The 20104-nt window shown below is 73.0% G+C and carries 22 protein-coding genes; 10 read left to right on the top strand and 12 right to left on the bottom strand.

Translation table 11 applies throughout. The features are described 5' to 3' along the window. Window positions 1-7: 7 nt before the first annotated feature. From ACTWLT_RS07220 to ACTWLT_RS07210, 3 genes are read right to left on the bottom strand one after another with little or no spacing between them, the layout of a single operon-like run. Window positions 8-1306: a DUF1800 domain-containing protein gene (locus tag ACTWLT_RS07220; protein WP_445317625.1), complete on the bottom strand. Its 1299-nt coding sequence runs from the start codon at window positions 1304-1306 to the stop codon at window positions 8-10. Between the two features lie 59 nt (window positions 1307-1365). Next, window positions 1366-2157 (bottom strand): enoyl-CoA hydratase-related protein, encoded by a 792-nt coding sequence (locus ACTWLT_RS07215; protein ID WP_445317624.1) that lies wholly within the window; start codon window positions 2155-2157, stop codon window positions 1366-1368. Between the two features lie 3 nt (window positions 2158-2160). Then, window positions 2161-2979 carry a PaaX family transcriptional regulator gene (locus ACTWLT_RS07210; protein WP_445317623.1) on the bottom strand — a complete coding sequence of 273 codons (819 nt, stop codon included), beginning with the start codon at window positions 2977-2979 and terminating at the stop codon, window positions 2161-2163. A gap of 190 nt (window positions 2980-3169) precedes the next feature. Here ACTWLT_RS07210 and ACTWLT_RS07205 point away from each other — a divergent pair, with 190 nt between their 5' ends. Next, window positions 3170-3337: a DUF3117 domain-containing protein gene (locus tag ACTWLT_RS07205; protein WP_007455245.1), complete on the top strand. Its 168-nt coding sequence runs from the start codon at window positions 3170-3172 to the stop codon at window positions 3335-3337. Window positions 3338-3484: 147 nt separating this feature from the next. After that, the gene (locus ACTWLT_RS07200) at window positions 3485-4960 is read left to right on the top strand and encodes a leucyl aminopeptidase family protein (protein WP_445317622.1); all 1476 of its coding nucleotides are present in this window, start codon (window positions 3485-3487) and stop codon (window positions 4958-4960) included. A gap of 6 nt (window positions 4961-4966) precedes the next feature. On the opposite strand, the gene ACTWLT_RS07195 is transcribed toward ACTWLT_RS07200, so the two are convergent. Next, the gene (locus tag ACTWLT_RS07195) at window positions 4967-5554 is read right to left on the bottom strand and encodes an O-methyltransferase (RefSeq protein WP_445317621.1); all 588 of its coding nucleotides are present in this window, start codon (window positions 5552-5554) and stop codon (window positions 4967-4969) included. Window positions 5555-5835: 281 nt separating this feature from the next. Between ACTWLT_RS07195 and ACTWLT_RS07190 the strand changes: the two genes are divergently transcribed. Next, a complete protein-coding gene (locus ACTWLT_RS07190) occupies window positions 5836-7320 on the top strand; it encodes a S1C family serine protease (RefSeq protein WP_445317649.1) in 1485 nt (494 codons plus the stop codon). Between the two features lie 76 nt (window positions 7321-7396). Beyond that, window positions 7397-7819: a twin-arginine translocase TatA/TatE family subunit gene (locus tag ACTWLT_RS07185; protein WP_252415948.1), complete on the top strand. Its 423-nt coding sequence runs from the start codon at window positions 7397-7399 to the stop codon at window positions 7817-7819. Window positions 7820-7903: 84 nt separating this feature from the next. On the opposite strand, the gene ACTWLT_RS07180 is transcribed toward ACTWLT_RS07185, so the two are convergent. The 3 genes from ACTWLT_RS07180 to ACTWLT_RS07170 all read right to left on the bottom strand — a co-directional run bounded on the left by ACTWLT_RS07180 (window position 7904) and on the right by ACTWLT_RS07170 (window position 11069). Beyond that, window positions 7904-9052, bottom strand: coding sequence for an Mrp/NBP35 family ATP-binding protein (locus ACTWLT_RS07180; RefSeq protein ID WP_445317620.1), 1149 nt, complete (start codon window positions 9050-9052; stop codon window positions 7904-7906). An 87-nt stretch (window positions 9053-9139) separates the two neighbouring features. After that, on the bottom strand, window positions 9140-9790 hold the full coding sequence (locus tag ACTWLT_RS07175; RefSeq protein WP_445317619.1) for a DUF1003 domain-containing protein: 651 nt from the start codon (window positions 9788-9790) through the stop codon (window positions 9140-9142). After that, window positions 9783-11069 carry a magnesium transporter MgtE N-terminal domain-containing protein gene (locus ACTWLT_RS07170; RefSeq protein ID WP_445317618.1) on the bottom strand — a complete coding sequence of 429 codons (1287 nt, stop codon included), beginning with the start codon at window positions 11067-11069 and terminating at the stop codon, window positions 9783-9785. The genes ACTWLT_RS07175 and ACTWLT_RS07170 overlap by 8 nt, the downstream gene beginning before the upstream one ends. Window positions 11070-11102: 33 nt before the next feature. On the opposite strand from ACTWLT_RS07170, the gene ACTWLT_RS07165 reads away from it, so the two are divergent. Both ACTWLT_RS07165 and ACTWLT_RS07160 read left to right on the top strand, forming a co-directional pair. Then, window positions 11103-11972: a PhzF family protein gene (locus tag ACTWLT_RS07165; protein ID WP_445317617.1), complete on the top strand. Its 870-nt coding sequence runs from the start codon at window positions 11103-11105 to the stop codon at window positions 11970-11972. Between the two features lie 17 nt (window positions 11973-11989). Next, window positions 11990-12520 carry a hypothetical protein gene (locus ACTWLT_RS07160; RefSeq protein WP_445317616.1) on the top strand — a complete coding sequence of 177 codons (531 nt, stop codon included), beginning with the start codon at window positions 11990-11992 and terminating at the stop codon, window positions 12518-12520. Between the two features lie 21 nt (window positions 12521-12541). On the opposite strand, the gene ACTWLT_RS07155 is transcribed toward ACTWLT_RS07160, so the two are convergent. Beyond that, the gene (locus tag ACTWLT_RS07155) at window positions 12542-13249 is read right to left on the bottom strand and encodes an HAD family hydrolase (protein ID WP_445317615.1); all 708 of its coding nucleotides are present in this window, start codon (window positions 13247-13249) and stop codon (window positions 12542-12544) included. Between the two features lie 107 nt (window positions 13250-13356). On the opposite strand from ACTWLT_RS07155, the gene ACTWLT_RS07150 reads away from it, so the two are divergent. Further along, window positions 13357-14319, top strand: a complete 963-nt coding sequence (locus ACTWLT_RS07150) for a DMT family transporter (RefSeq protein WP_445317614.1) — start codon at window positions 13357-13359, stop codon at window positions 14317-14319. Window positions 14320-14331: 12 nt separating this feature from the next. Here ACTWLT_RS07150 and ACTWLT_RS07145 read toward each other — a convergent pair whose 3' ends face one another. Together ACTWLT_RS07145 and ACTWLT_RS07140 are read right to left on the bottom strand one after the other, a co-directional pair. Then, window positions 14332-14607, bottom strand: a complete 276-nt coding sequence (locus ACTWLT_RS07145; protein ID WP_445317613.1) for a hypothetical protein — start codon at window positions 14605-14607, stop codon at window positions 14332-14334. A gap of 9 nt (window positions 14608-14616) precedes the next feature. Then, a complete protein-coding gene (locus ACTWLT_RS07140; protein WP_445317612.1) occupies window positions 14617-15441 on the bottom strand; it encodes an SDR family NAD(P)-dependent oxidoreductase in 825 nt (274 codons plus the stop codon). Between the two features lie 129 nt (window positions 15442-15570). On the opposite strand from ACTWLT_RS07140, the gene ACTWLT_RS07135 reads away from it, so the two are divergent. Continuing rightward, on the top strand, window positions 15571-16527 hold the full coding sequence (locus ACTWLT_RS07135; RefSeq protein ID WP_445317611.1) for an HpcH/HpaI aldolase/citrate lyase family protein: 957 nt from the start codon (window positions 15571-15573) through the stop codon (window positions 16525-16527). Between the two features lie 76 nt (window positions 16528-16603). On the opposite strand, the gene ACTWLT_RS07130 is transcribed toward ACTWLT_RS07135, so the two are convergent. Next, the gene (locus ACTWLT_RS07130) at window positions 16604-17149 is read right to left on the bottom strand and encodes a DUF4190 domain-containing protein (protein ID WP_445317610.1); all 546 of its coding nucleotides are present in this window, start codon (window positions 17147-17149) and stop codon (window positions 16604-16606) included. Window positions 17150-17335: 186 nt separating this feature from the next. Here ACTWLT_RS07130 and ACTWLT_RS07125 point away from each other — a divergent pair, with 186 nt between their 5' ends. Next, entirely contained in the window at window positions 17336-18172 is an 837-nt protein-coding gene (locus ACTWLT_RS07125) for an SDR family NAD(P)-dependent oxidoreductase (RefSeq protein WP_445317648.1), read from the top strand. A gap of 19 nt (window positions 18173-18191) precedes the next feature. Here the strand turns inward: ACTWLT_RS07125 and ACTWLT_RS07120 are convergent, their stop codons facing one another. Then, window positions 18192-18674 (bottom strand): DUF4190 domain-containing protein, encoded by a 483-nt coding sequence (locus ACTWLT_RS07120; RefSeq protein WP_445317609.1) that lies wholly within the window; start codon window positions 18672-18674, stop codon window positions 18192-18194. Between the two features lie 177 nt (window positions 18675-18851). Between ACTWLT_RS07120 and ACTWLT_RS07115 the strand changes: the two genes are divergently transcribed. Continuing rightward, window positions 18852-20048, top strand: coding sequence for an acyl-CoA dehydrogenase family protein (locus ACTWLT_RS07115; protein WP_089017864.1), 1197 nt, complete (start codon window positions 18852-18854; stop codon window positions 20046-20048). The last annotated feature ends 56 nt before the right edge of the window (window positions 20049-20104 follow it).

Here is a 20104-nt window from a genome sequence, read left to right as displayed (position 1 = left end):
CCTCCGCTCAGCTGACGGTGTACTCGGGGCTGACCAGGCCGGCGGCCAGGAGCTTGCGGGGCTCGCCGGCCAGGGGCGTCAGGGCCGCCCGGGTCCGGGCACCCCAGCCGTCCACGACCAGCAGGCGGGCCAGGGCGTCCGGGCGGCCGGCGGCGGGCGCGGCGGTCAGCCGGGCCAGCACCGCCGGTGCCGTGGTGGCGGCCAGCATCCCGGCCATCCGGAGCCGGGCCTGCAACGACGAGGTGGTCAGCCAGGCGGCGCCGGCCGGCCAGCCACCCACGCTGGGCGGTCGCAGCGGCACCTGGTCCAGCGCGTTCAGGCCAGCCAGCAGTTGTTTCCGTTGCTGCTCGTTCAGAGCGGAGGGTCGGATGCCGAGCTGCCGCAGCGCGCCGACCATCCACTCCACCGGTTGCTTGACGAGGGTTCCCCGGGTCGCCACGAAAGCCGTCGACGAGAAGAGCGCGCGCAGGGTGGTGACGGTGTCCGCGCCGGCCAGGTCGACCGGCGCCGGGACCTCGGTGCCGGCGTAGCGGAACCAGAGCCGCCGGGCCACGAACGCCACCGCGGCGGGTTGAGCGGCCAGCAGCCCGGCGTACGCGTCGGCGTCGAACCGGCCACTGCGCCCGAGGATGGTCTTCTCCCCGGGGTCGTGCCGGCGGGTCTCGAAGCGGGCGACGCCGCTGCGCCGGTCCACCACCCAGCCGGTCAGCGCCCGGGCACCGGCCTTCACGTCGGCCTCGGTGTATCCGCCGATGCCGAGGGTGAACAGCTCCATCAGCTCGCGGGCCAGGTTCTCGTTCGGCGCCTTGCGGGTGTTCTTCTGCCCGTCCAGCCAGAGGATCAGGGCCGGGTCGCGCACCATCGCGGCGATCAGCGGCCCCAGTGGCCCGCGCCCGTGGCGGCGCAGCGTCTCCAACTGACCCAGCATCAGGTGGGCGGATCTGACCTTCTGCGCGCTGGTTGCCCAGTGTCCGTGCCAGAAGAAGAGGAGCTTCTCGGTCAGCCCGTCCTCGGCGGCCACCATCCGGTCCAGCCACCAGAGGGTCAGCCGCTGGAGCTGTTCCCGGCGCTCGGCGTTGGCCTGCTGCCGCTGCTCGCGGGTGGACTCGCCGGTCAAGCGGGCGTACGGGTCCGTACCCAGTGCCGGCGGCGGGGTGGCCGCCGCACCCCGGTCGGGGCGGACCGGGGTGAGCAGGTTGTCCAGGGCCGCCGCCGGTCCGGCGCGTTCGGCCGCGTCCACCTCGTCGGCGGTGGGCCCGAAGGTGGCCCGGCGCAGCAGGTGCGCCACCGCTTCACGATCGCTCATGTGGGCAGACGCTAGGCGGCCCATGTTCGAGGACGGTCAGGACGGGGTGCGAATCGCGTTCAGTGTCCCTCGAAGACCGGTTTCTGCTTGCCGACGAAGGCGAGGGTGGCCGCCCGGTGGTCGGTCGTCGCACCGCAGATCGCCTGCGCCTGCGCCTCGGCGGCCAGCGCGTCGGCGAGGGTGCCGGCGTCGGCGATGGAGAGCTGCCGCTTGATCGCGCCGTACGCGACGGTCGGGCCGGCGGCGAGCCGGGCGGCGAGTTCCTGCGCGGCCGGCAGCACCTTCTCGTCGTCGTCGGTCAGCTTGTTGAGCAGCCCCAGCCGGCACGCCTCCTCGGCGCGGACCGGCTCGGCCAGCATCAGCAGTTCCACCGCCTTGGCGTGGCCGACCAGCCGGGGCAGCGTCCAGGAGGCGCCGGTGTCGGCGGCGAGGCCCACCTTGGCGAAGGCCATCAGGAAGCTCGTGGTCGGTCCGCCGATCCGGATGTCGGCGAGGAAGGCCAGCGACGCGCCCGCCCCGGCGGCCATCCCGCGGACGGCCGCCACCACGGGCTTGGGCAGGTTGGCCAGCCGGGCCGCGATCGGGTTGTAGTGCGCCCGCACCGTGTCCAGCGGGTTGCCCGTGGTGCTCTCCAGCGTCGCCACGTGCTCGCGCAGGTCCTGGCCGGCGCTGAACGCCCCGCCCGCTCCGGCCAGCACGACAGCTCGGCAGGACCGGTCGGTCTCCAGCTCGGCCAGCGCGTCCCGCAGGGCCTCCTTGAGCGCCACGTCGAGCGCGTTCATGGCCTTCGGCCGGTTCAGCGTGAGGGTGACGACGGCATCGGTCCGGTCGACGAGCAACGGTTCGGTCACGTTCTAACGACCCTTCTGTCGGACGATGCGGCTACCGGCGTCGAGGCACTGCTCGACGTAACGGTCGGCGGCCGGACGCAGGCGGGCCGCGTGCCGGTCGAAGAAACTGGCCGCGGCGGTGCCGGGCCAGCGCTCGGGCAGCAGCGCCGGAGGTAGCTGCGGGTCCCGGAACAGGAAGGTACGCCACGCGTGCACGAGCCGGAACCGGGCCGCGTACGCCTCCTCGTCGGTGCTGCGCACGGTGACCGCGCTGAGCAGCGGGCGCTGGTCGGCGACGAACCGTTCGTAGGCGCGACCGATCTCGGTCAGGTTCCAGGCCCGGCGGACCACGCCCATCGCCCCCGGGGTGCCGGAGAAGTGTGAGGCGGTGAACCGCTCGAACCGGACGCCGGCCTCGGCGAGCAGCAGGTCGACGTCCTCGGCGGGCCGGGTGGCCACCCAGGTCTGCTCGTCGAGCGTGCCGTAGCCGAGGAAGCTGAGGTTCGCGGCGAGTCGCTGCCGGTCCCGCCGGGAGCCCGGCGCCTCCAGGACGAGCAGATCGAACCGCCCGTCCCAGCTGACCCGGCCGGTGCGGTAGATCCGGGCTGCCGCCTCGTCCAGTCGTCGGGCGGCTTTCGGTGTGATCGAATATCCCGGTCCGGACGCCAACCGGAGCGGGTCGAGCCAGCCCTGACGCACCATCCGGGACACGGCGGTGCGAACGGCCGGCGGCGCGATTCCCAACGGCGCCAGCAGCTTGACCAGGGCGGCGACCGGTGCCCGGCCACCCCTCGGTCGGAGGTGGTCGCCGTACAGGTCGAAGAGTGCCGACCGTGCCTGCATGACCGCACATTGTGACAGGCCTTCTCAAGATAAGCTAGATGCTGTTACATCAATGCTGCTCCGGTTTGGGTCCGGCGGTGTTCATCAGGGAAAATCGTTGGTCGACACCCCCGCGAGCGTTGCGGGTGGTCGTGACGAAGTGGCTGTGGGGCAACCCACCGACCCTGGTGTAGGTCTGAGGGGAGACAACATGGCGGCGATGAAGCCGCGGACAGGCGACGGTCCGCTGGAAGTCACCAAGGAGGGTCGGGGCATCGTCATGCGGGTCCCGCTGGAGGGCGGTGGCCGGCTCGTCGTCGAGATGACTCCCGACGAGGCCAACGCGCTCGGTGACGCGTTGAAGGCAGCCGCCGGCTGAGCGAGGAGTGGTCCGGGCGGTGTGCACCGCCCGGACCGTTCCTCAGTCCCTGAGCCACCGGCATCGCCGGTGGCTCAGGGTCTTCATCGCTGCGGACAGGCGGGTCGGGTCCCGCTCCGCGACACTTTTCTGGAGGTACGGTTCCGCGTGCTCGCCATCCGCCCGATCGCCGAGCCCGACCGGCTCGACGTCCTCGTCCTGCCCGTCCGTCCCGCCGATCCGGCAGCCGGCGGCGACGCCCCGGCCGAGACGGTGCCCACCGCCGTGGCGCCTCCGGACGGCACCGCCGAGGAGGCCGCCGCGCTGGCCCCGGTCGCCCGGCTGAACGGTCGAGCCGGAGAGATCCGCACCCAGTTGCGCCCCGGGCGTACCCCCGGCCGGCTGGTGCTGCTCGGCATCGGTGACGGTGGGGAGGCGGCCTGGCGGACCGCTGGGGCCGCTCTGGCCCGCTCCGCCGCGGATGAGACGCACATCACTATTGCGCTGCCGGCCGACGTGAGCCAGGCCGCCGTCCGCGGGCTGACCGAGGGCCTGCTGCTCGCCTCGTACCGGTTCCGCCTGACCGAGGCCGGAGACGCGCCCGCGCTCAGCGAGGTCGATCTGCTGCTTGCCGACCCGGCCGCGCAGGAGACCACCGTCGCCACGGCCCGGACGACCGCCGCGATGACCCACCTCGCCCGCGACCTGACCAACACCCCGTCCTCGGTGAAGAACCCGGAGTGGTTCGCCGACCAGGTGGCCTCCGCCGCGGCGGACCTGCCCGACCTGCACCTGCGGGTGCGTGGTCCGGCAGAGCTGGCCGCCGAGGGCTTCGGCGGGATCCTCGCCGTGGGCGGTGGCTCGGCCAGCGGCCCACGCCTCGTCGAGCTGGACTGGCGTCCGGCCGGCGCGCGTACCCACGTGGTGCTGATCGGTAAGGGCATCACGTTCGACACCGGCGGCATCTCGATCAAGCCGGTGCCGGCGATGAAGCTGATGCGCAAGGACATGGCCGGCGCGGCGGCCGTCGTCGCCGCCACCCTCGGTGCCGCCGCGTTGCGGCTGCCCGTCCGGATCACCACGCTGGCCCCGCTCGCCGAGAACATGGTGAGCGGGTCGGCGTTCCGTCCCGGCGACGTCATCCGGCACTACGGCGGGACGACCAGCGAGACGACCAACTCCGACGCCGAGGGCCGGCTGGTCCTCGCCGACGCGCTGGCGTACGCGGTGGACCAGCTCGCGCCGGACCTGCTGCTCGACCTGGCGACCCTCACCGGTGCCAACGCGGTGGCACTGGGCAAGCGCACCGCCGCCCTGTACAGCGAGAACGACAGGCTGGCCGCCGACGTGCTGGCCGCGGCCGAGGCGGCCGGCGAGGCGGCCTGGCGGATGCCGCTGCACACCGACTACGTCGAGTACCTGGGCAGCGAGGTCGCCGACCTGTACAGCGCGCCGACGCAGGGCGCCGGGTCGGTGCTGGCCGCGCTCTACCTGCGCGAGTTCACCGGCGAGCTGCGGGACCGCTGGCTGCACCTGGACATGTCGGCACCGTCGTGGGCGGACGGCGACCACGCCGAGGTCAGCCGCGGCGCGACCGGCTGGGGCGTGCGCTCGCTGCTGCGGTGGCTGGCCAGCGTCAACTGACCGGGGTCAGCACTTCACCGCCGCGAGCACCCCGTGGCCGACCGGGAGCAGCGCGGGAATCCAGTGCTCCGACTCCCGCACCGCCTTGATCGTCTCGCGGACGGTCACCGTCTCCGCGTCGCGGGCGGCCGGGTCAGCGATCCGGCCGCCGGCCAGCATGCCGTTGAGCGCCAGCACACCCCCGGGGCGCAGCAGTCGCAGCGCGGCCTCCACGCAGGCGTGGAAGCCGGTCGCCTCGGCGTCCACGAAGACCAGGTCGTACGCACCGTCGGCGAGCCGGGGCAGCACGTCCAGCGCGCGACCAGTGATGATCCGGGTGCGGCCGGCGGCGAAGCCCGCCTCGGTGAAGATCCGCCGGGCGATCCGCTGGTGCTCCACCTCCACGTCGATGGTGGTGAGCACGCCGTCGGCGCGCATGCCGCGCAGCAGCCAGACACCGCTCACACCGGTGCCGGTGCCGATCTCCACCACCGCCCGGGCGTTGCCGGCCGCGGCCAGCAGCCGCAGTGCCGCTCCCGCGCCGGGGGTGACCGCGTCGAGGCCCACCTCGTGGGCCAGGCTGCGGGCGGTACGTAGGACGAGATCCTCGGTCACGTACGACTCGGCGAACTGCTGAGCCTGGGTCGTCGAACCGCCGGAACCGGCGACCGTGGCGATGGGGCACCTCCGGGACGGTGCGTGGTGCGGGGGCGGGTTGGCACTGTGAGCGTAGAGGCGACCGCTGCGGGGCGCAGCCGCGCCTCCGCCCCTCGTGATCACCGGAGGCAACCGCTGACTCCACCGCGCGCATCCGTGCAATCCTGGAGGCGGTATCCCGTCAGCCGCGACCGCGCCGGTCCGTGGCCGGGCGACGCGGCGCGGGATCCGGGGACGGACTGGGAGGCACCTACGTGACCGACGGCTGGGACTGGCGCCGGGGCGGTGAGACTCCGGCGGCCCCGTCCGGGGCAGGGACCCCGCCGGCGGGGTCGCCGACCGCGCCGGCGGCCGGCAGCGCGCCCGCGGCGTCGCCCGGCAACGCATCGACGGCCGGGAGCCTGCCGGGGGCGACCCCGGTGGCCGGTCCGCCGATCGCCGCGCAGCCGGCCGCCTGGCCGGCATCGACCACGCAGCAGCCGGCCGCCTGGCCGGCATCGACCACGCCGCCGAGCCCGGCCGCGGCCTCGCCCTGGTGGTCGGACGCGCTCGCCGATCCGTGGCGGGACCCGGCGGCACCGGCCGCGGTGGTGGTGCCCGGGGTGGTGGTCACCGGCACCGAGCCCGAGGCGGTCACCGACCCGGACGCACCGGGCCGGCCGACGTTGCGCCACCTGCTGCTCATCCCGGTGATCACCGCGCTGCTGGCCGGCACGCTCGGTGGCGCGCTGGGCTACGCGTTCGCGGTACGCGGTGGCGCCGCCGGGACGGTGCTCGGCGGGGAGCCGGCGCAGGCGCCCGCGCTGGCCCAGCGCAAGCCGGAGTCCCTGGCCGGGGTCGCCGAACGGGTGCTGCCCAGCGTGGTGACCGTGCGGGTGAGCAGCCTCGGCGGGACGAGTGAGGGCTCCGGCTTCATCGCTAGCGCCGACGGTCACGTGATCACCAACGACCATGTGGTGGCCGGTGGCAGCGGCAAGGCCTCGGTGATCTTCAACGACGGCACCTCGGCCCCCGCGACCCTGGTCGGTCAGGACCCGGAGTCCGACATCGCGGTGATCAAGGTGAGCCGGACGGGGCTGCGGCCGGTCGAGTTCGGCGACTCCGACGCGCTGGCCGTCGGCGATCCGGTGCTCGCCATGGGCTCGCCGCTCTCGCTGGCCAACACGGTCACGGCCGGCATCGTGAGCGCGCTGGACCGGACGATGCAGGCCGGGGAGCCGGGCGGTCCGGTGCGCTACTACGCGGCGATCCAGACCGACGCCGCCGTCAACCACGGCAACTCCGGTGGCCCGCTGGTCGACGGCGCCGGGCGGGTGGTCGGGGTCAACTCCACCATCAAGTCGTTGGTCGCCGAGGGGCAGGAGGCCGGCAACATCGGGCTCGCCTTCGCCATCCCCATCAACCAGGCCAAGCGGGTGACCCAGGACATCATCGGCACCGGCAAGGCCCGGCGGACGGTGATCGGCGCGCAGGTCGGCGGCCCGGGCGTGGGTGCCGGCGGCGGCGTACGGCTGGCCGCGGTGGAGCCGTCCGGGCCGGCGGCGGGGGCCGGGTTGCGGGTCGGTGATGTGATCACCAAGCTCAACGGCCGGCCGATGACCGAACCGACGGACCTGATCGCCCTGGTCCGCAAGTTCGCGCCCGGCTCGGTGGTGACCGTGGAGTTCCGGCGCGGCGCCGACCGGCAGAACACGTCGGTCACACTGGCCGCGGATGCGAAGTGAGCGGCGGGTCACCCCCTGCCCGAAAGCCGTTCGGCGTGCGTAGTCTTGCTGCTGACGCCGAGAGGAGGCCCGCGGGATGCTCGACAACCTGAACTGGTGGGAGATCGGTGCGCTGCTGCTCCTGGCGCTGTTGATCTTCGGTGACCGGCTGCCCGCAGTCATCACGGACGGCCTGCGGCTGGTGCGCAACCTGCGCAACATGGCCCGCAACGCGACCGGTGACCTGAGCCGGGAGTTGGGCACCGACATCCAGCTGGAGGATCTGCACCCGAAGGCCTTCATCCGCAAGCACCTCCTCAGCGAGGAGGACGAGGCCGCGATCCGCAAGCCGTTGCAGGGCGTCTACGACAACCTGCGCGCGGACGTCGGCGGTGTGCACGACGAGCTGAAGGACGTGGCCAACGCCGCGGACCCACGCTCGAACGGCACCCGGTCCGGCACGGCCACCGGCACCCCGTCGGCGCCGGCCCCCCGGGCCAGCTACGACGACGCCACCTGATCGACCCGTCGGAACCCGCCCGTCACGTGACCGGCACGTAGCCCGCCGACCCAGGGGCCGGCGGGCGAACGGTGGACCGGGTGCTCAGCGCCCGGCGGGCTTGAGGCCGAGCGGCTTGCCGAGCAGCGACTCGCGACGCAGCGCCAGCCGGTCGGCGATCTTGCCGAGCGCCTGCGCAGCCGGCGACTCCGGCTCGGCCAGCACGATCGGGTTGCCGGCGTCGCCGGCCTCCCGGACGCGGGTGTCCAGCGGGATCTGCCCCAGCAGCGGCACCTGTGCGCCGATGGTCCGGCTCAGCGACTCGGCGACCGTCGCGCCGCCGCCCGCACCGAAGATCTCCATGCGGGAGCCGTCCGGCAGCTCCAGCCAGGACATGTTCTCGATGACGCCGACCACCCGCTGGTGGGTCTGCAGGGCGATGGCACCGGCCCGCTCCGCCACCTCGGCGGCGGCGGCCTGCGGGGTGGTGACCACCAGGATCTCCGAGTTGGGCAGCAACTGGGCCAGCGAGATGGCCACGTCGCCGGTGCCCGGGGGGAGGTCGAGCAGGAGCACGTCCAGGTCGCCCCAGTAGACGTCGGCCAGGAACTGCTGCAACGCCCGGTGCAGCATCGGGCCGCGCCACACCACGGCGGCGTTGCCGGAGGTGAACATGCCGATGGAGATCACCTTCACGCCGTGCGACTGCGGCGGCATGATCATGTCTTCGACCCGGGTCGGCCGGCCGTCCGCGCCGAGCATCCGGGGCACCGAGTGGCCGTAGATGTCCGCGTCGACCACGCCCACGGAGAGCCCGCGGGCGGCCAGTGCCGCCGCCAGGTTGACCGTCACGCTGGACTTGCCGACGCCGCCCTTGCCGCTGGCCACCGCGTACACGCGGGTCCGCGAGCCGGGCTGGGCGAACGGGATGACCGGCTCCTCGCTGGCGCCCCCGCCGCGCAGCTGCGACTGCAACGACTGCCGCTGCTCCGGGCTCATCACACCAAAGTCGATCTCCACCCCGGTCACCCCGGGCACCGCGGCGACGGCGGCCGTGATGTCGGTGCGCAGCTTGTCCTTGAGGGGGCAGCCGGCGACGGTGAGCAGCAGCTCGACCCGTACGACGCCGCTGGCACCGATCGTGGCGGAGCGGACCATGCCCAGCTCGGTGATGGGCCGGCGGATCTCCGGGTCGTTGACGGTGGCCAGGGCGGCCTGGATCGCGTCCTCGACGGTGCTGACGGGTGCTGACATGCCCGCAATGCTACGTCGCGGGGCATCCGCTCCGGCCGTTGCCCGGGAACGGTGTGAGCGAATCGATGGCCGGACGCGGCCCCCCGGTCAGCCGTCCTGCGGGCGGGGCGCGACGCCGTCCGGCCGGGAGCCGTGGGTGAAGTCGCCGTCCAGGTCGTCGCGGGGCTCACCCAGCCCTGCGCCGTCGGTCGGCCGCTGGCCGCGCCTCTCCTGCCGGCTGTCCCTCTCCTGCTGGCGGCGCTCCAACCGCTGGCGGCGCTGCCCCGCCTCGTCCAGCTCCTCGGCCAGCCGGGTCAGCTCGGAGCGGAGGAAGTCCCGGGTGGCGACCTCGCCCAGCGCGATCCGCAGCGAGGCGATCTCCCGCGCCAGGTACTCGGTGTCCGCCTTCTGCGCCGTGGCCCGCCGCCGGTCCTCCTCCAGCGCCAGCCGGTCCCGGTCCGCCTGCCGGTTCTGCGCCAGCAGGATCAACGGCGCCGCGTAGCTGGCCTGCAACGACAGCACCAGGGTGAGGAACGTGAAGGTGTACGGGTCGAAGCGCAGGTGTGCGGGGGCGAGGGTGTTCCACCCGAACCAGATCGCGATCACCACCGTCATGACGACGATGAAGTTCGCGGTGCCCATGCCGCGGGCGATGCCCTCGGACCACCTGCCGAACGCCTCCGCGTCGAACCGGGGCAGCTTGATCCCCCGCGGCTCACGTGGCTGGTCGAGCCGTTCGGTCCGCCGCTGGTCAGCCATCCGAGCCGTCCAACACATGGTCGGTGGCGCCTGCCGCTCCCAGGGCGTCACGGTCCCGCCAGTCCCGTGGCAGCGAGTGGTCCAGCACGTCGTCCACCGTCACGGCGCCGACCAGCCGGTTGTTCCGGTCGATCACCGGCATGGCGACCAGGTCGTAGGTGGCCATCCGGCGGGTGATCTCCGGCAGCGGGGTGGTCGGGCGCAGCGGATCGATGTCGTTGACCACCACCTTCCCCAGCAGGTCGGCCGGGGGCTCGCGCAGCAGCGACTGGAAGTGGACCATGCCCAGGTAGCGGCCGGTCGGGGTGTTCTGCGGGGCTCGGGTCACGAAGACCTGGGCGGCGACGGCGGGGGAGAGCTGCGGCTCCCGGATCCGGGCCAGCGCCTCGGCGACCGTGGCGTCCGGCGGCAGGATGACCGGCTCCGAGGTCATCACGCTGCCGGCCGTGCCGGGCGTGTACTTGAGCAGTTGGCGCACCGGGTCGGCCTCGTCGGGCTCCATCAGGTCCAGCAGCACGTCCTGCTCCGGCGGGGGCAGCTCGTTGAGCAGGTCCGCGGCGTCGTCCGGGTCCATCTCCTCCAGTACGTCGGCGGCCCGTTCCCGGTCCAGCGCGGCGAGGATCTCCACCTGGTCGTGCTCGGGCAGCTCACTGAGCACGTCGGCGAGGCGCTCGTCGTCCAGCGCCGCCGCGACCTCGTTGCGCCGCGCGTCGGGCAGGTCCTGCAGGGCGTTGGCCAGGTCGGCCGGGCGCATGTCCTCCAGGACGGCGAGCAGGTTCGCCGTACCCCGGTTGTCGGCGATGCCGCTGAGCCCGCGCACCCGGTCCCACTCCACCTGGTGCAGGTGGCCGCGACGGCTGAGCCGGCCGGTCTGCTCGCGGACCGCGACCCGGGTGAGTGACCACTCACCGCCCCGGCTGCACTCCATGGCGACGTCCACCACCGCCCCGGGCTGCCCGCCCGGGTCGAGCTGCACCCGTCGGTCCAGCAACTCCTGGAGCACCAACAGCTCGTTCGGGCGCTTCTCGAAGCGCCGCAGGTTGAGGGTGCCGGAGCCGAGCACGACCGCGTCCGCGTCGATGGAGGTGATCCGGTTGATGGACAGGAAGATCCGCCGACGCATCGGCATCTCGGCGACGAGGCCCACGACCTCCGGGGGACGTTTGGTCGCCCGCAGCCGGGCCACGGCGTCACGAACCCGGCCCACCTGGTCACCGTTCGGGTCGAAGACGGCGACTCCGGCGAGGCGGGCGATGTAGACCCGGGTCGGCGTGCTCACGGGCACCAGCCTAAGCGCCTAGTGTTTATCAACATGTCGACCTTGGCCTACGAGATCGTGGACGTCTTCACCGACCGCCCGTTCGCCGGCAACCCGCTGGCCGTGGTGTTCGGCGCGGAGGCGTTGGCCACCGAGCAGATGCAGGCGCTCGCGCTGGAGTTCAACCTCTCCGAGACGGTGTTCGTGCTGCCCCCGACCCAGTTCGGCGCCACCTACCGGGCCCGGATCTTCACCCCGGTCGAGGAGTTGCCGTTCGCCGGGCATCCCAGCGTCGGCGCGGCGGTCACCGCCCGTCGGCGCGGGATGTTCGATGTGGGGCAGATCACCCAGGAGTGCGGTGCCGGAGTGCTGCCGATCGAGGTGACCGAGTCCGGCGCGACGCTGACCGGTGGCGCCGCCACCCTCGGCCCCGAACTGGACCCGGAGCCGCTGCTGGAGATCGCGGGGCTGGTCGCGGACGACTACGCCGGGCCCGCGCCACGGGTCGCCGGCTGCGGGCTGGAGTTCCCGTACCTGCCGGTGCGGCCGGAGTCGGTCGCCCGGGCACGGGTGAACCCGGCGGCGGCGGAGCGGTACGGGGTGGCGCACGTCAGCGTCTTCTCCTGGGACGGCACCACGCAAACCGCGCACGCCCGGGTCTTCGTGCCGGGCCTCGGCGTACCGGAGGACCCGGCGACCGGCTCGGCGGCGCTCGGCCTCGGCGTCTGGCTGGTGGCCAGCGGCCTGCTGCCCGGGGAGGGGATGTCCCGCTACGCGGTGAGCCAGGGTGTGGAGATGAACCGTCCGTCGGCGCTGTCCTGCACGGTCACCGCGGCGAACGGCGTGGCGGTCGGCGCGACCGTGGCCGGCCAGGTGGTGCCGGTGGCCAAGGGCGAGATCGCCGTGCCACCCTTCGTGGGCTGACCGGCGCGGAGGTGCCCATGCGGGAGAATGCGGATGTGACGGACGACGATGGCCCCCGTGGCACGCCACTGGTCGACGAGGCGATGAAGAAGGCCGCCGTGGCCTGGGTCAGCGTGCCCGGCGGCCCGGCGCTCGCGCTCTGGTGCGCTCCGCTGGAGGGCGCGTTGTACGTGGTCAGCGGGCCCGGCGAGCAGGCCGCACCGGGGCTGGCCGACGCGACCGAGGCGCAGGTCACGCTGCGCGGCGACCACGGCGGCCGGATCGTCACCTGGCCCGCCCGGGTGACCCGGGTCCAGCCGGGCACCGAGGCGTGGGACACCACCGCGCCGCTGGTCGCGGGCAAGCGGCTCAACGCGCCCGGCCCGACCGCCGACCTGGTGGCCCGGTGGGCCGCCGACGGCTGCGCGGTGAACCGGCTCGCGCCGGCGGGCGACCCGCTGGCCGGCACCGACCTGCCGGCCGACGCGCAGGCCGAGGTGCCCCGGGACACTCCGGCGGTCCGGGCCACCCGCAAGCCGTTCCGCCTGCACCGGGTTCGCCGCCGCTGACCCGACGCCCGGCCCGACACCTCAGCCGGCCCCGGCGCCGACGACCTGGGCGTCGACGACGTCGAGCACCTCGCGCAGCGTGCCGAGCTTCGGACCGCGCCAGTCCCGGTCGGCGTTGAACACCATGTGCTCGCCGAGGTCGGGCGCGGCGAGCCGGACGGCGGTCATCCCGGCGCGCTCGGCGCCGGTCAGCTCCTGGCTGCCGCCGTCGCCCACGTACAGGCAGTCATCCGGTGCCAGCCCGAGCCGCTGGCAGGCGGTCAGATAGAGCGCCGGATCCGGTTTGCACAGTCCGACCTGCACGGAGAAGACCCGCACGTCGAGCAGTGGAGCGATCGCGAGCTGCGGCAGGAAGGCCGGCAGTTCGTGTGTACAGTCGCTGATCACACCGGTGCGCAGACCACGCTGGCGCAGTGCCGCCAGCACGGGCACCGCGTCGCCCCGCAGCCGGGTGTCCGCGCGCACCGCCCGGTGCCGGGACGCCACGGCCGCGCGCAGCGCGTGGTCGCTGGGGTGTACGCCCGCCTGGGCGCACACCCAGCGCAGGGTCGCCTCGGCGTTGCCGAGCCGGCCGGTGGCCCGTTCGTAGTACGTACGGTTCAGCACCTCGGTCAGCGTGTCGGTGGGGCATCCGAGCAGCTCGGCGGTGCCCAGGTGCGCGGCACCGCGCTGCACCGAACGGGTCAGCGTGCCGAAGAAGTCGAACAGCACCGCCTGGTAGCTGGGCATGGGAGGAGCGCCTCCGGGCGGTCGAGGGGTCGCCGGCGCGGACCCGCGTGATCGTAACGGAGCGCTGACGGTCCGTGTGCTTCACGACCGTGTGAGGATTGCTTCCCGTGCCCTCTCCTTCACCCCGCCCGCCTCTGGATCCGCTGACCACCGGCGCTGTCGGCCTGGCCGTGGTCGCCGTGTCGTCGTCCGCGCCGTTGATCGCCTACGCCGCCGCTCCCGCCCTGGCCATCGCGTTCTGGCGCAACCTGCTCGCGGTGGTCGTCCTGGGCCCCTTCTCGCTGGCCCGGCGCCGCGCCGAGTTCCGCCGCCTGACCATGGGCGTGGGTCGCCGGGAGGGGTTGTTCTGCGTGCTCTCCGGGGTCGCGTTGGCCGCGCACTTCGCCACCTGGATGCCGAGCGCGCAGCTCACGTCGGTCGCCACGGCCACCGCCCTGGTCGCCACCCAGCCCGTCTGGCAGGGGCTGATCGCCCGCTTCCAGGGCCGCCGGCTGCCCCGGGTGGTCTGGATCGGCATCGCGGTGGCGGTCGTCGGCGCGGCGATCGCCACCGGCGCGGACGTCGGCATCTCCGGGCGGGCCGTCCTCGGTGACCTGCTGGCGGTGACCGGTGGCCTGTTCGCCGCCGTCTACACCGCCTTCGGCGAGCGGGCCCGGGCCAGCATCAGCACCACCACGTACACCACCATCTGCTACGGGATCTGCGCGCTGATCCTGCTGGTCGTCTGCCTGCTCGGCGGCGTCCGGACCGTCGGCTTCGACGGGCGGACCTGGCTGGCCATCCTGGCCCTGGTGGCCGGCGCCCAACTGCTCGGCCACTCGATGTTCAACTACGCCCTGCACCGGATCCCGGCGACAACCGTGAGCGTGCTGATCCTGCTGGAGGTGCCCGGCGCGGCTCTGCTCGGTTGGGCCTGGCTGGGTCAGATGCCCCGCCCGTACGCGCTGCTGGGGCTGGCGCTGCTGCTGGTCGGAGTCGCGGTGGTGGTGCTCGGCGGCGCCCGGGCCGGCCGCCGCGCCACACCGCCGCCCACCCCGCTGCCCGCCGACGCCGCCCCGCTGACCGACTGAGCGAGCTAGCGGCTAGCTCTCGCGCACCTCGATGACACGGGTGGTCGGGGCGGATTCGCCGAGGGCGGCGCGCAGCGCGGCCCGCTCCGGGTCGGCGAGGAACGATTCGTACCCCGCCCGTGCGTCGAACCGGATCAGGTGCACCTCGGCCCGCCCGTCGCTGCCGCGCAGCCGGCGTTCCAGCCGGCCACCGTGCCGCCCGAGCAGGGCCAGCACCTCGTCCTCGTACCGCTGCCCGGCAGCCTCGGCTCCGGCGGGATAGTCGACCACCGCCACCAGATTCAGCATGTGGCCACGCTATTCGGCGATGCCGACGGCCTTGGCGCTCGCCGTCCAGAGCCGCGCGGCGAGCTGTGGGTCGGCGGCCTTCCGGTACGGCCGACGCAGCCGACGGTCGGCGTAGTAGCCCCCCTGGACCAGCCGCGCCGGGTCCTGGTTGGCGAGCCACACCAGGGTCTCGGCGCCCTTCTCGGGGCTGCGGAACGGCAGGAACCGCATGCCGAGGGCGACCAGCCGGCTGTCGTTGGCGAACCGGGTGCGCACCACCCCCGGGTGGAAACTGTGTGCCGGGACGCCCGGCCAGCGGCGGGCCGCCTCCGCGGTGAACAGGATGTTCGCCTGCTTGCTGGTGCCGTACGCGACCATCGGCCGGTAGCGGCGCAGTGGCTTGTTCAGGTCGTCCGGGTCCAGCATGCCGCTGCGGTGCGCGCCGGAGGCCGTGACCACCATCCGGCCGACCCGGTCGGCGAGCAGGTTGGTCAGCAGGAACGGGGCCAGGTGGTTGGCCTGGATCGACAGCTCGAAGCCGTCGACGGTGGTGAGCGGTTGCAGCGCGATCGCGCCCGCGTTGTTGACCAGCACGTCGATCCGGTCGTACGCGTCGCGCAGCCGTTCGGCGAGCCGGCGTACGTCGTCGAGCACCGCGAAGTCCGCCCGGAACAGCTCCGGACGCTCACCCGAATTCTCCCGCACGCGTTCCGCCGCGGCCTGCAGTCGGGCCGGATCCCGGCCGACCAGCACCACCCGGTCACCACGGCAGGCCAGGTTCACGGCGGCGGCCAGTCCGATGCCGGAGCTGGCCCCGGTCACCACCACGAGTCGACGCCCAGTGAGATCTTCCACAGGTCCATTCACCCCGGTCATGGCGCGAGGTTACCGTGGCGTCACCACGCCCTTTGGGATCGTTAAGTTTCTCGGATCTGTCGTCAGGTGGCGTCGGCGTGCCCGCCGGACGCTGGAAGGAGCGCATCCATGGCCGCAGTCGGTCGTCCCCGCCGGTCCTGCCTCGCCGTACCGGGTTCCAGCGTCAAGATGCTCGGCAAGGCGCAGGGGCTCCCGGCCGACCAGGTCTTCCTCGACCTGGAGGATGCCGTCGCCCCGCTGGCCAAGCCGGACGCGCGCAAGAACATCGTGGCCGCGCTCAACGAGGGTGACTGGGCCGGCAAGACCCGGGTGGTCCGGGTCAACGACCTGACCACCCCGTGGACCTACCGGGACGTCATCGAGGTCGTCGAGGGCGCCGGGGCGAACCTGGACTGCATCATGCTGCCGAAGGTGCAGACCGCCGCCCAGGTGCAGTGGCTGGACCTGACGCTCACCCAGATCGAGAAGACGCTCGGCCTGGAGGTCGGCCGCATCGGCATCGAGGCGCAGATCGAGAACGCCGCCGGTCTGGTCAACGTGGACGCGATCGCCGCCGCCTCGCCCCGGGTGGAGACCATCATCTTCGGGCCGGCCGACTTCATGGCCTCGATCAACATGAGGTCGCTGGTCGTCGGCGCGCTGATCCCGGACTACCCGGGCGACCCGTACCACTACATCCTGATGCGGATCCTGATGGCGGCGCGGATGCACGACAAGCAGGCCATCGACGGCCCGTTCCTGCAGATCCGGGACGTGGACGGCTTCCGCGAGGTGGCCAAGCGTTCGGCGGCGCTGGGCTTCGACGGCAAGTGGGTGCTGCACCCGGGCCAGATCGACGCCGCCAACGAGGTCTACCAGCCGGCGCAGGCCGACTACGACCACGCCGAACTGATCCTCGACGCCTACCAGCACTACACCTCGGAGGCCGGCGGCCGGCTCGGCGCCGTGATGCTCGGCGACGAGATGATCGACGAGGCGTCCCGCAAGATGGCGCTGGTGATCGCCGCCAAGGGCCGGGCGGCCGGGATGTTCCGTACCTCGTCGTTCACCCCACCGGCGGAGTGAGCGCGGCGGGCCGGGACGACCGCCGCCGGCCGTCGTCCCGCCCCGACAACCGGCGCCACGCCGGCTCGCCCACCGATCAGTAGCTGCTGGTGCTGGTGCCGCTGTCGCCCGTCGCGATCGCGAAGACGATCGCGGCGACGTAGAAGGCGATCAGCAGCACCAGTAGTCCGGTGAAGATCCAGCCGATGATGATGGCTGCCTTCGCCATGCCCTCACCGCTCTCGCCGGTGGCCCGGATCTGCTTGCGGGCCACGTGGCCGAGGATCGCGCCGACCGGCGCGGTGATGCAGGACGTGATGCCGATCAGGGACAGCACGAACGCCGCGATGGCCATGCCGTTGGTCTTCGGCGGCGCCGGGTAGCCGTACCCGGGGTGCTGCGGCGGATAGCCGGGCGCGGCGTACCCGGGCGGCGCATACCCCTGCGGCGCGTATCCGGGCACGGGCTGACCCGGCGGCAACTGCCCGCCGGCGTACGGGTCGACAGGCGCGTACGGGTCGGGCGGCCCGGGTTGGGTGGGTACCGGCGAGCCGGCCACCAGGGTCGGGTCCACCGGTGGGCTCGACTGCGGGCCCGACCACGTGGGATCGGTCCAGCCGCCGGGCGGTGGGGGATTGGTCATGCGAACTCTCCGTCAGGTCGGGTGCGCCCGTCAGGGTAGTCAGGGCAGGCGAAACCCGATGCCCCCGCTACCGGGTGCCGCGTTGCCCGGGCCGGTCGCAACGGGCAGGATCCAGGCATGGCAATCGAGGCGCGCGCCGCGGACCGATCCGGTAGTCGACCGAGACGGGACGCGAGCCGCCCGGGCGTGGCCCGACGCGGCCGTGCGGCCACACCGGCCGGAACTCCCGGCCCCGACGAGCCGGTGGCGCTCGCCGACCCGGTGACCATGCGGCTCGACGGGCGCGTCGCCCTGGTGACGGGGGCGGGCAGCGCGGACGGCATCGGGTACGCCACGGCCCGCCGGCTCGCCGATCTGGGAGCCCGGGTGGCCATCGTCTCCACGACCCGGCGCATCCACGAGCGCGCCACCGAGCTGGGGGTGACCGGTTTCGTCGCGGACCTGACCGACGAGTCCGAGGTCGGCGCGCTGGCCGACGCGGTCGCCGAGCAGTTGGGCGACGTCGAGGTGCTGGTCAACAACGCCGGCCTCGCCAGCCGGGCCAGCCCGGAGGTCCTGCGGCCGGTCGCGCAGCTCAGCTACGACGAGTGGAAGGGCGAGATCGACCGCAACCTGTCCACCGCCTTCCTGTGCAGCCGCGCGTTCATCAGCGGGATGGCCGAGCGGGGCTGGGGGCGGATCGTCAACCTGGCGGCCACCGCCGGCCCGGTCAACGCCCTGCCCACGGAGGCCGCGTACGCGGCGGCCAAGGCCGGCGTGGTCGGGCTGACCCGGGCGTTGGCCATGGAGATGATCGCCGACGGGGTGACCGTCAACGCGGTGGCGCCGGGCACCATCTACACCGCGGCGTCCACCATGGCGGAGATCAAGCAGGGGCTGGGCACCCCGGTCGGTCGACCGGGCACTCCGGACGAGGTCGCCGCCGCGATCAGCTTCCTCTGCTCGCCGGCCGCCTCGTACATCACCGGTCAGATGCTGGTGGTGGACGGCGGCAACAGCGTCCGCGAGGCCCGGTTCCGCTGACGGGTCCACCTCGGACCGGTCAGTAGCCGCCGCTGTCGCCGCTGTTGCCGACGATGAGCAGGGCCAGCCAGCCGCAGCAGGCCAGCACGGTGATCCCGGTGAAGACGTAGCCGAGGATCAGCCCCCAGGTGGCGAGCTGGTCGCCCTCCTCGCCGCTGGTGCGGATCTGCCGCTTGGCCACGTGGCCGAGAACGGCGCCGGCCGGGGGGAACACGAACGCGAACACCAGCGACAGGATCGCCAGCACGTTGGTGCCCCGACCCGGTCCCGAGGACGGCGGGCCGTACTGGCCGTAGGGGCCCTGCGGCGGGTACGGCGGCTGCTGCGCCCAGTGCGCCGGCTGGTGCGGCCCCTGCTGCTCGTACGGCGATGGATCGTCGGCCGGCGGCCCGTACGGTGAGCGCTCCGGCGGCGGCGCGTACGGCGACTGGTCTCCGGGCGGCTCGTAGGGTGACGGCGGCTGCTCGTCCCCCGGCGGTCCCGACGGCGGCGGGTAGCTCACGGCTGTCCTCCTCCTGCCGGTGCCGGGAAAGTCCCTCTTGCCGGACGCTACCCGCAGCGGTGAACCTTTTCACAGCGGTTGTGTGGACTGGTCACCTTGGCCTCGCCGGCCCTGGAGACCGATACTGACCCAGCGTTCAGTTACCCATGAGTAGTGCGCTGATCCCCGGAGGCTGAGATGGCCCGACTCGCCCAGACGCCCGGCCTCACCGATGTGCAGCGGTCGATCCTGGAAACCGTCCGGGAGTTCGCCGACAAGGAGATCATCCCGCACGCCCAGCGGCTGGAGCACGCCGACGAGTACCCCACCGACATCCTCGACGGGATGCGCGAGATGGGGCTCTTCGGCCTCACCATCGACGAGGAGTACGGCGGGCTCGGCGAGTCGCTGCTCACCTACGCGCTCGTCGTGGAGCAGCTCTCCCGGGGCTGGATGTCGATCTCCGGCATCGTCAACACGCACTTCATCGTGGCGTACCTGATCTCCCAGCACGGCTCCGCCGAGCAGAAGGCCCGGCTGCTGCCGAAGATGGCCACCGGCGAGGTGCGCGGCGCCTTCTCGATGTCCGAGCCGGAGACCGGCTCCGACGTCTCGGCGATCAAGTCCCGGGCGGTCCGCGACGGCGACCGCTACGTGCTCAACGGGCAGAAGATGTGGCTGACCAACGGCGCGTACTCCTCCGTGGTGGCCACCCTCGTCAAGACCGACACCGGCGCCGAGTCGGTGTACGGCAACATGAGCACCTTCCTGCTGGAGAAGGAGCCGGGCTTCGGCGAGACCGCACCCGGGCTGACCATCCCGGGCAAGATCGACAAGATGGGCTACAAGGGGGTCGAGACCACCGAGATGGTGCTCGACGGGGTGACCGTGCCCGACTCGGCGATCCTCGGTGGCGCCGACAAGGTGGGCCGCGGCTTCTACCAGATGATGGACGGCATCGAGGTGGGCCGCGTCAACGTCGCCGCCCGCGCCTGCGGCATCTCCATCCGCGCCTTCGAGTTGGCGGTCAGCTACGCCCAGCAGCGCAAGACCTTCGGCCAGCCACTCGCCAAGCACCAGGCCATCGCGTTCAAGCTCGCCGAGATGGGCACCAAGATCGAGGCTGCGCACGCCCTCATGGTCAACGCCGCCCGACTCAAGGACGCTGGCCAACGCAACGACGTCGAGGCCGGCATGGCCAAGTTGCTCGCCTCCGAGTACTGCGCCGAGGTCGTGCAGGAGGCGTTCCGCATCCACGGCGGCTACGGCTACTCCAAGGAGTACGAGATCGAGCGGCTGATGCGGGAGGCCCCGTTCCTGCTCATCGGCGAGGGCACCTCCGAGATCCAGAAGACCATCATCTCCCGTGGCCTGCTCAAGGAGTACAAGCTCTGACCTCCGCCGGTCGGTCATGAGCGTGATGACTCTCAGGTATCAATATGACTCTGAGG

The sequence above is a fragment of the Micromonospora yongxingensis genome (assembly GCF_052601155.1).
The sequence above is the reverse complement of the archived record's forward strand: the minus strand, read 5'-3'. Positions and strand labels throughout refer to the sequence as shown.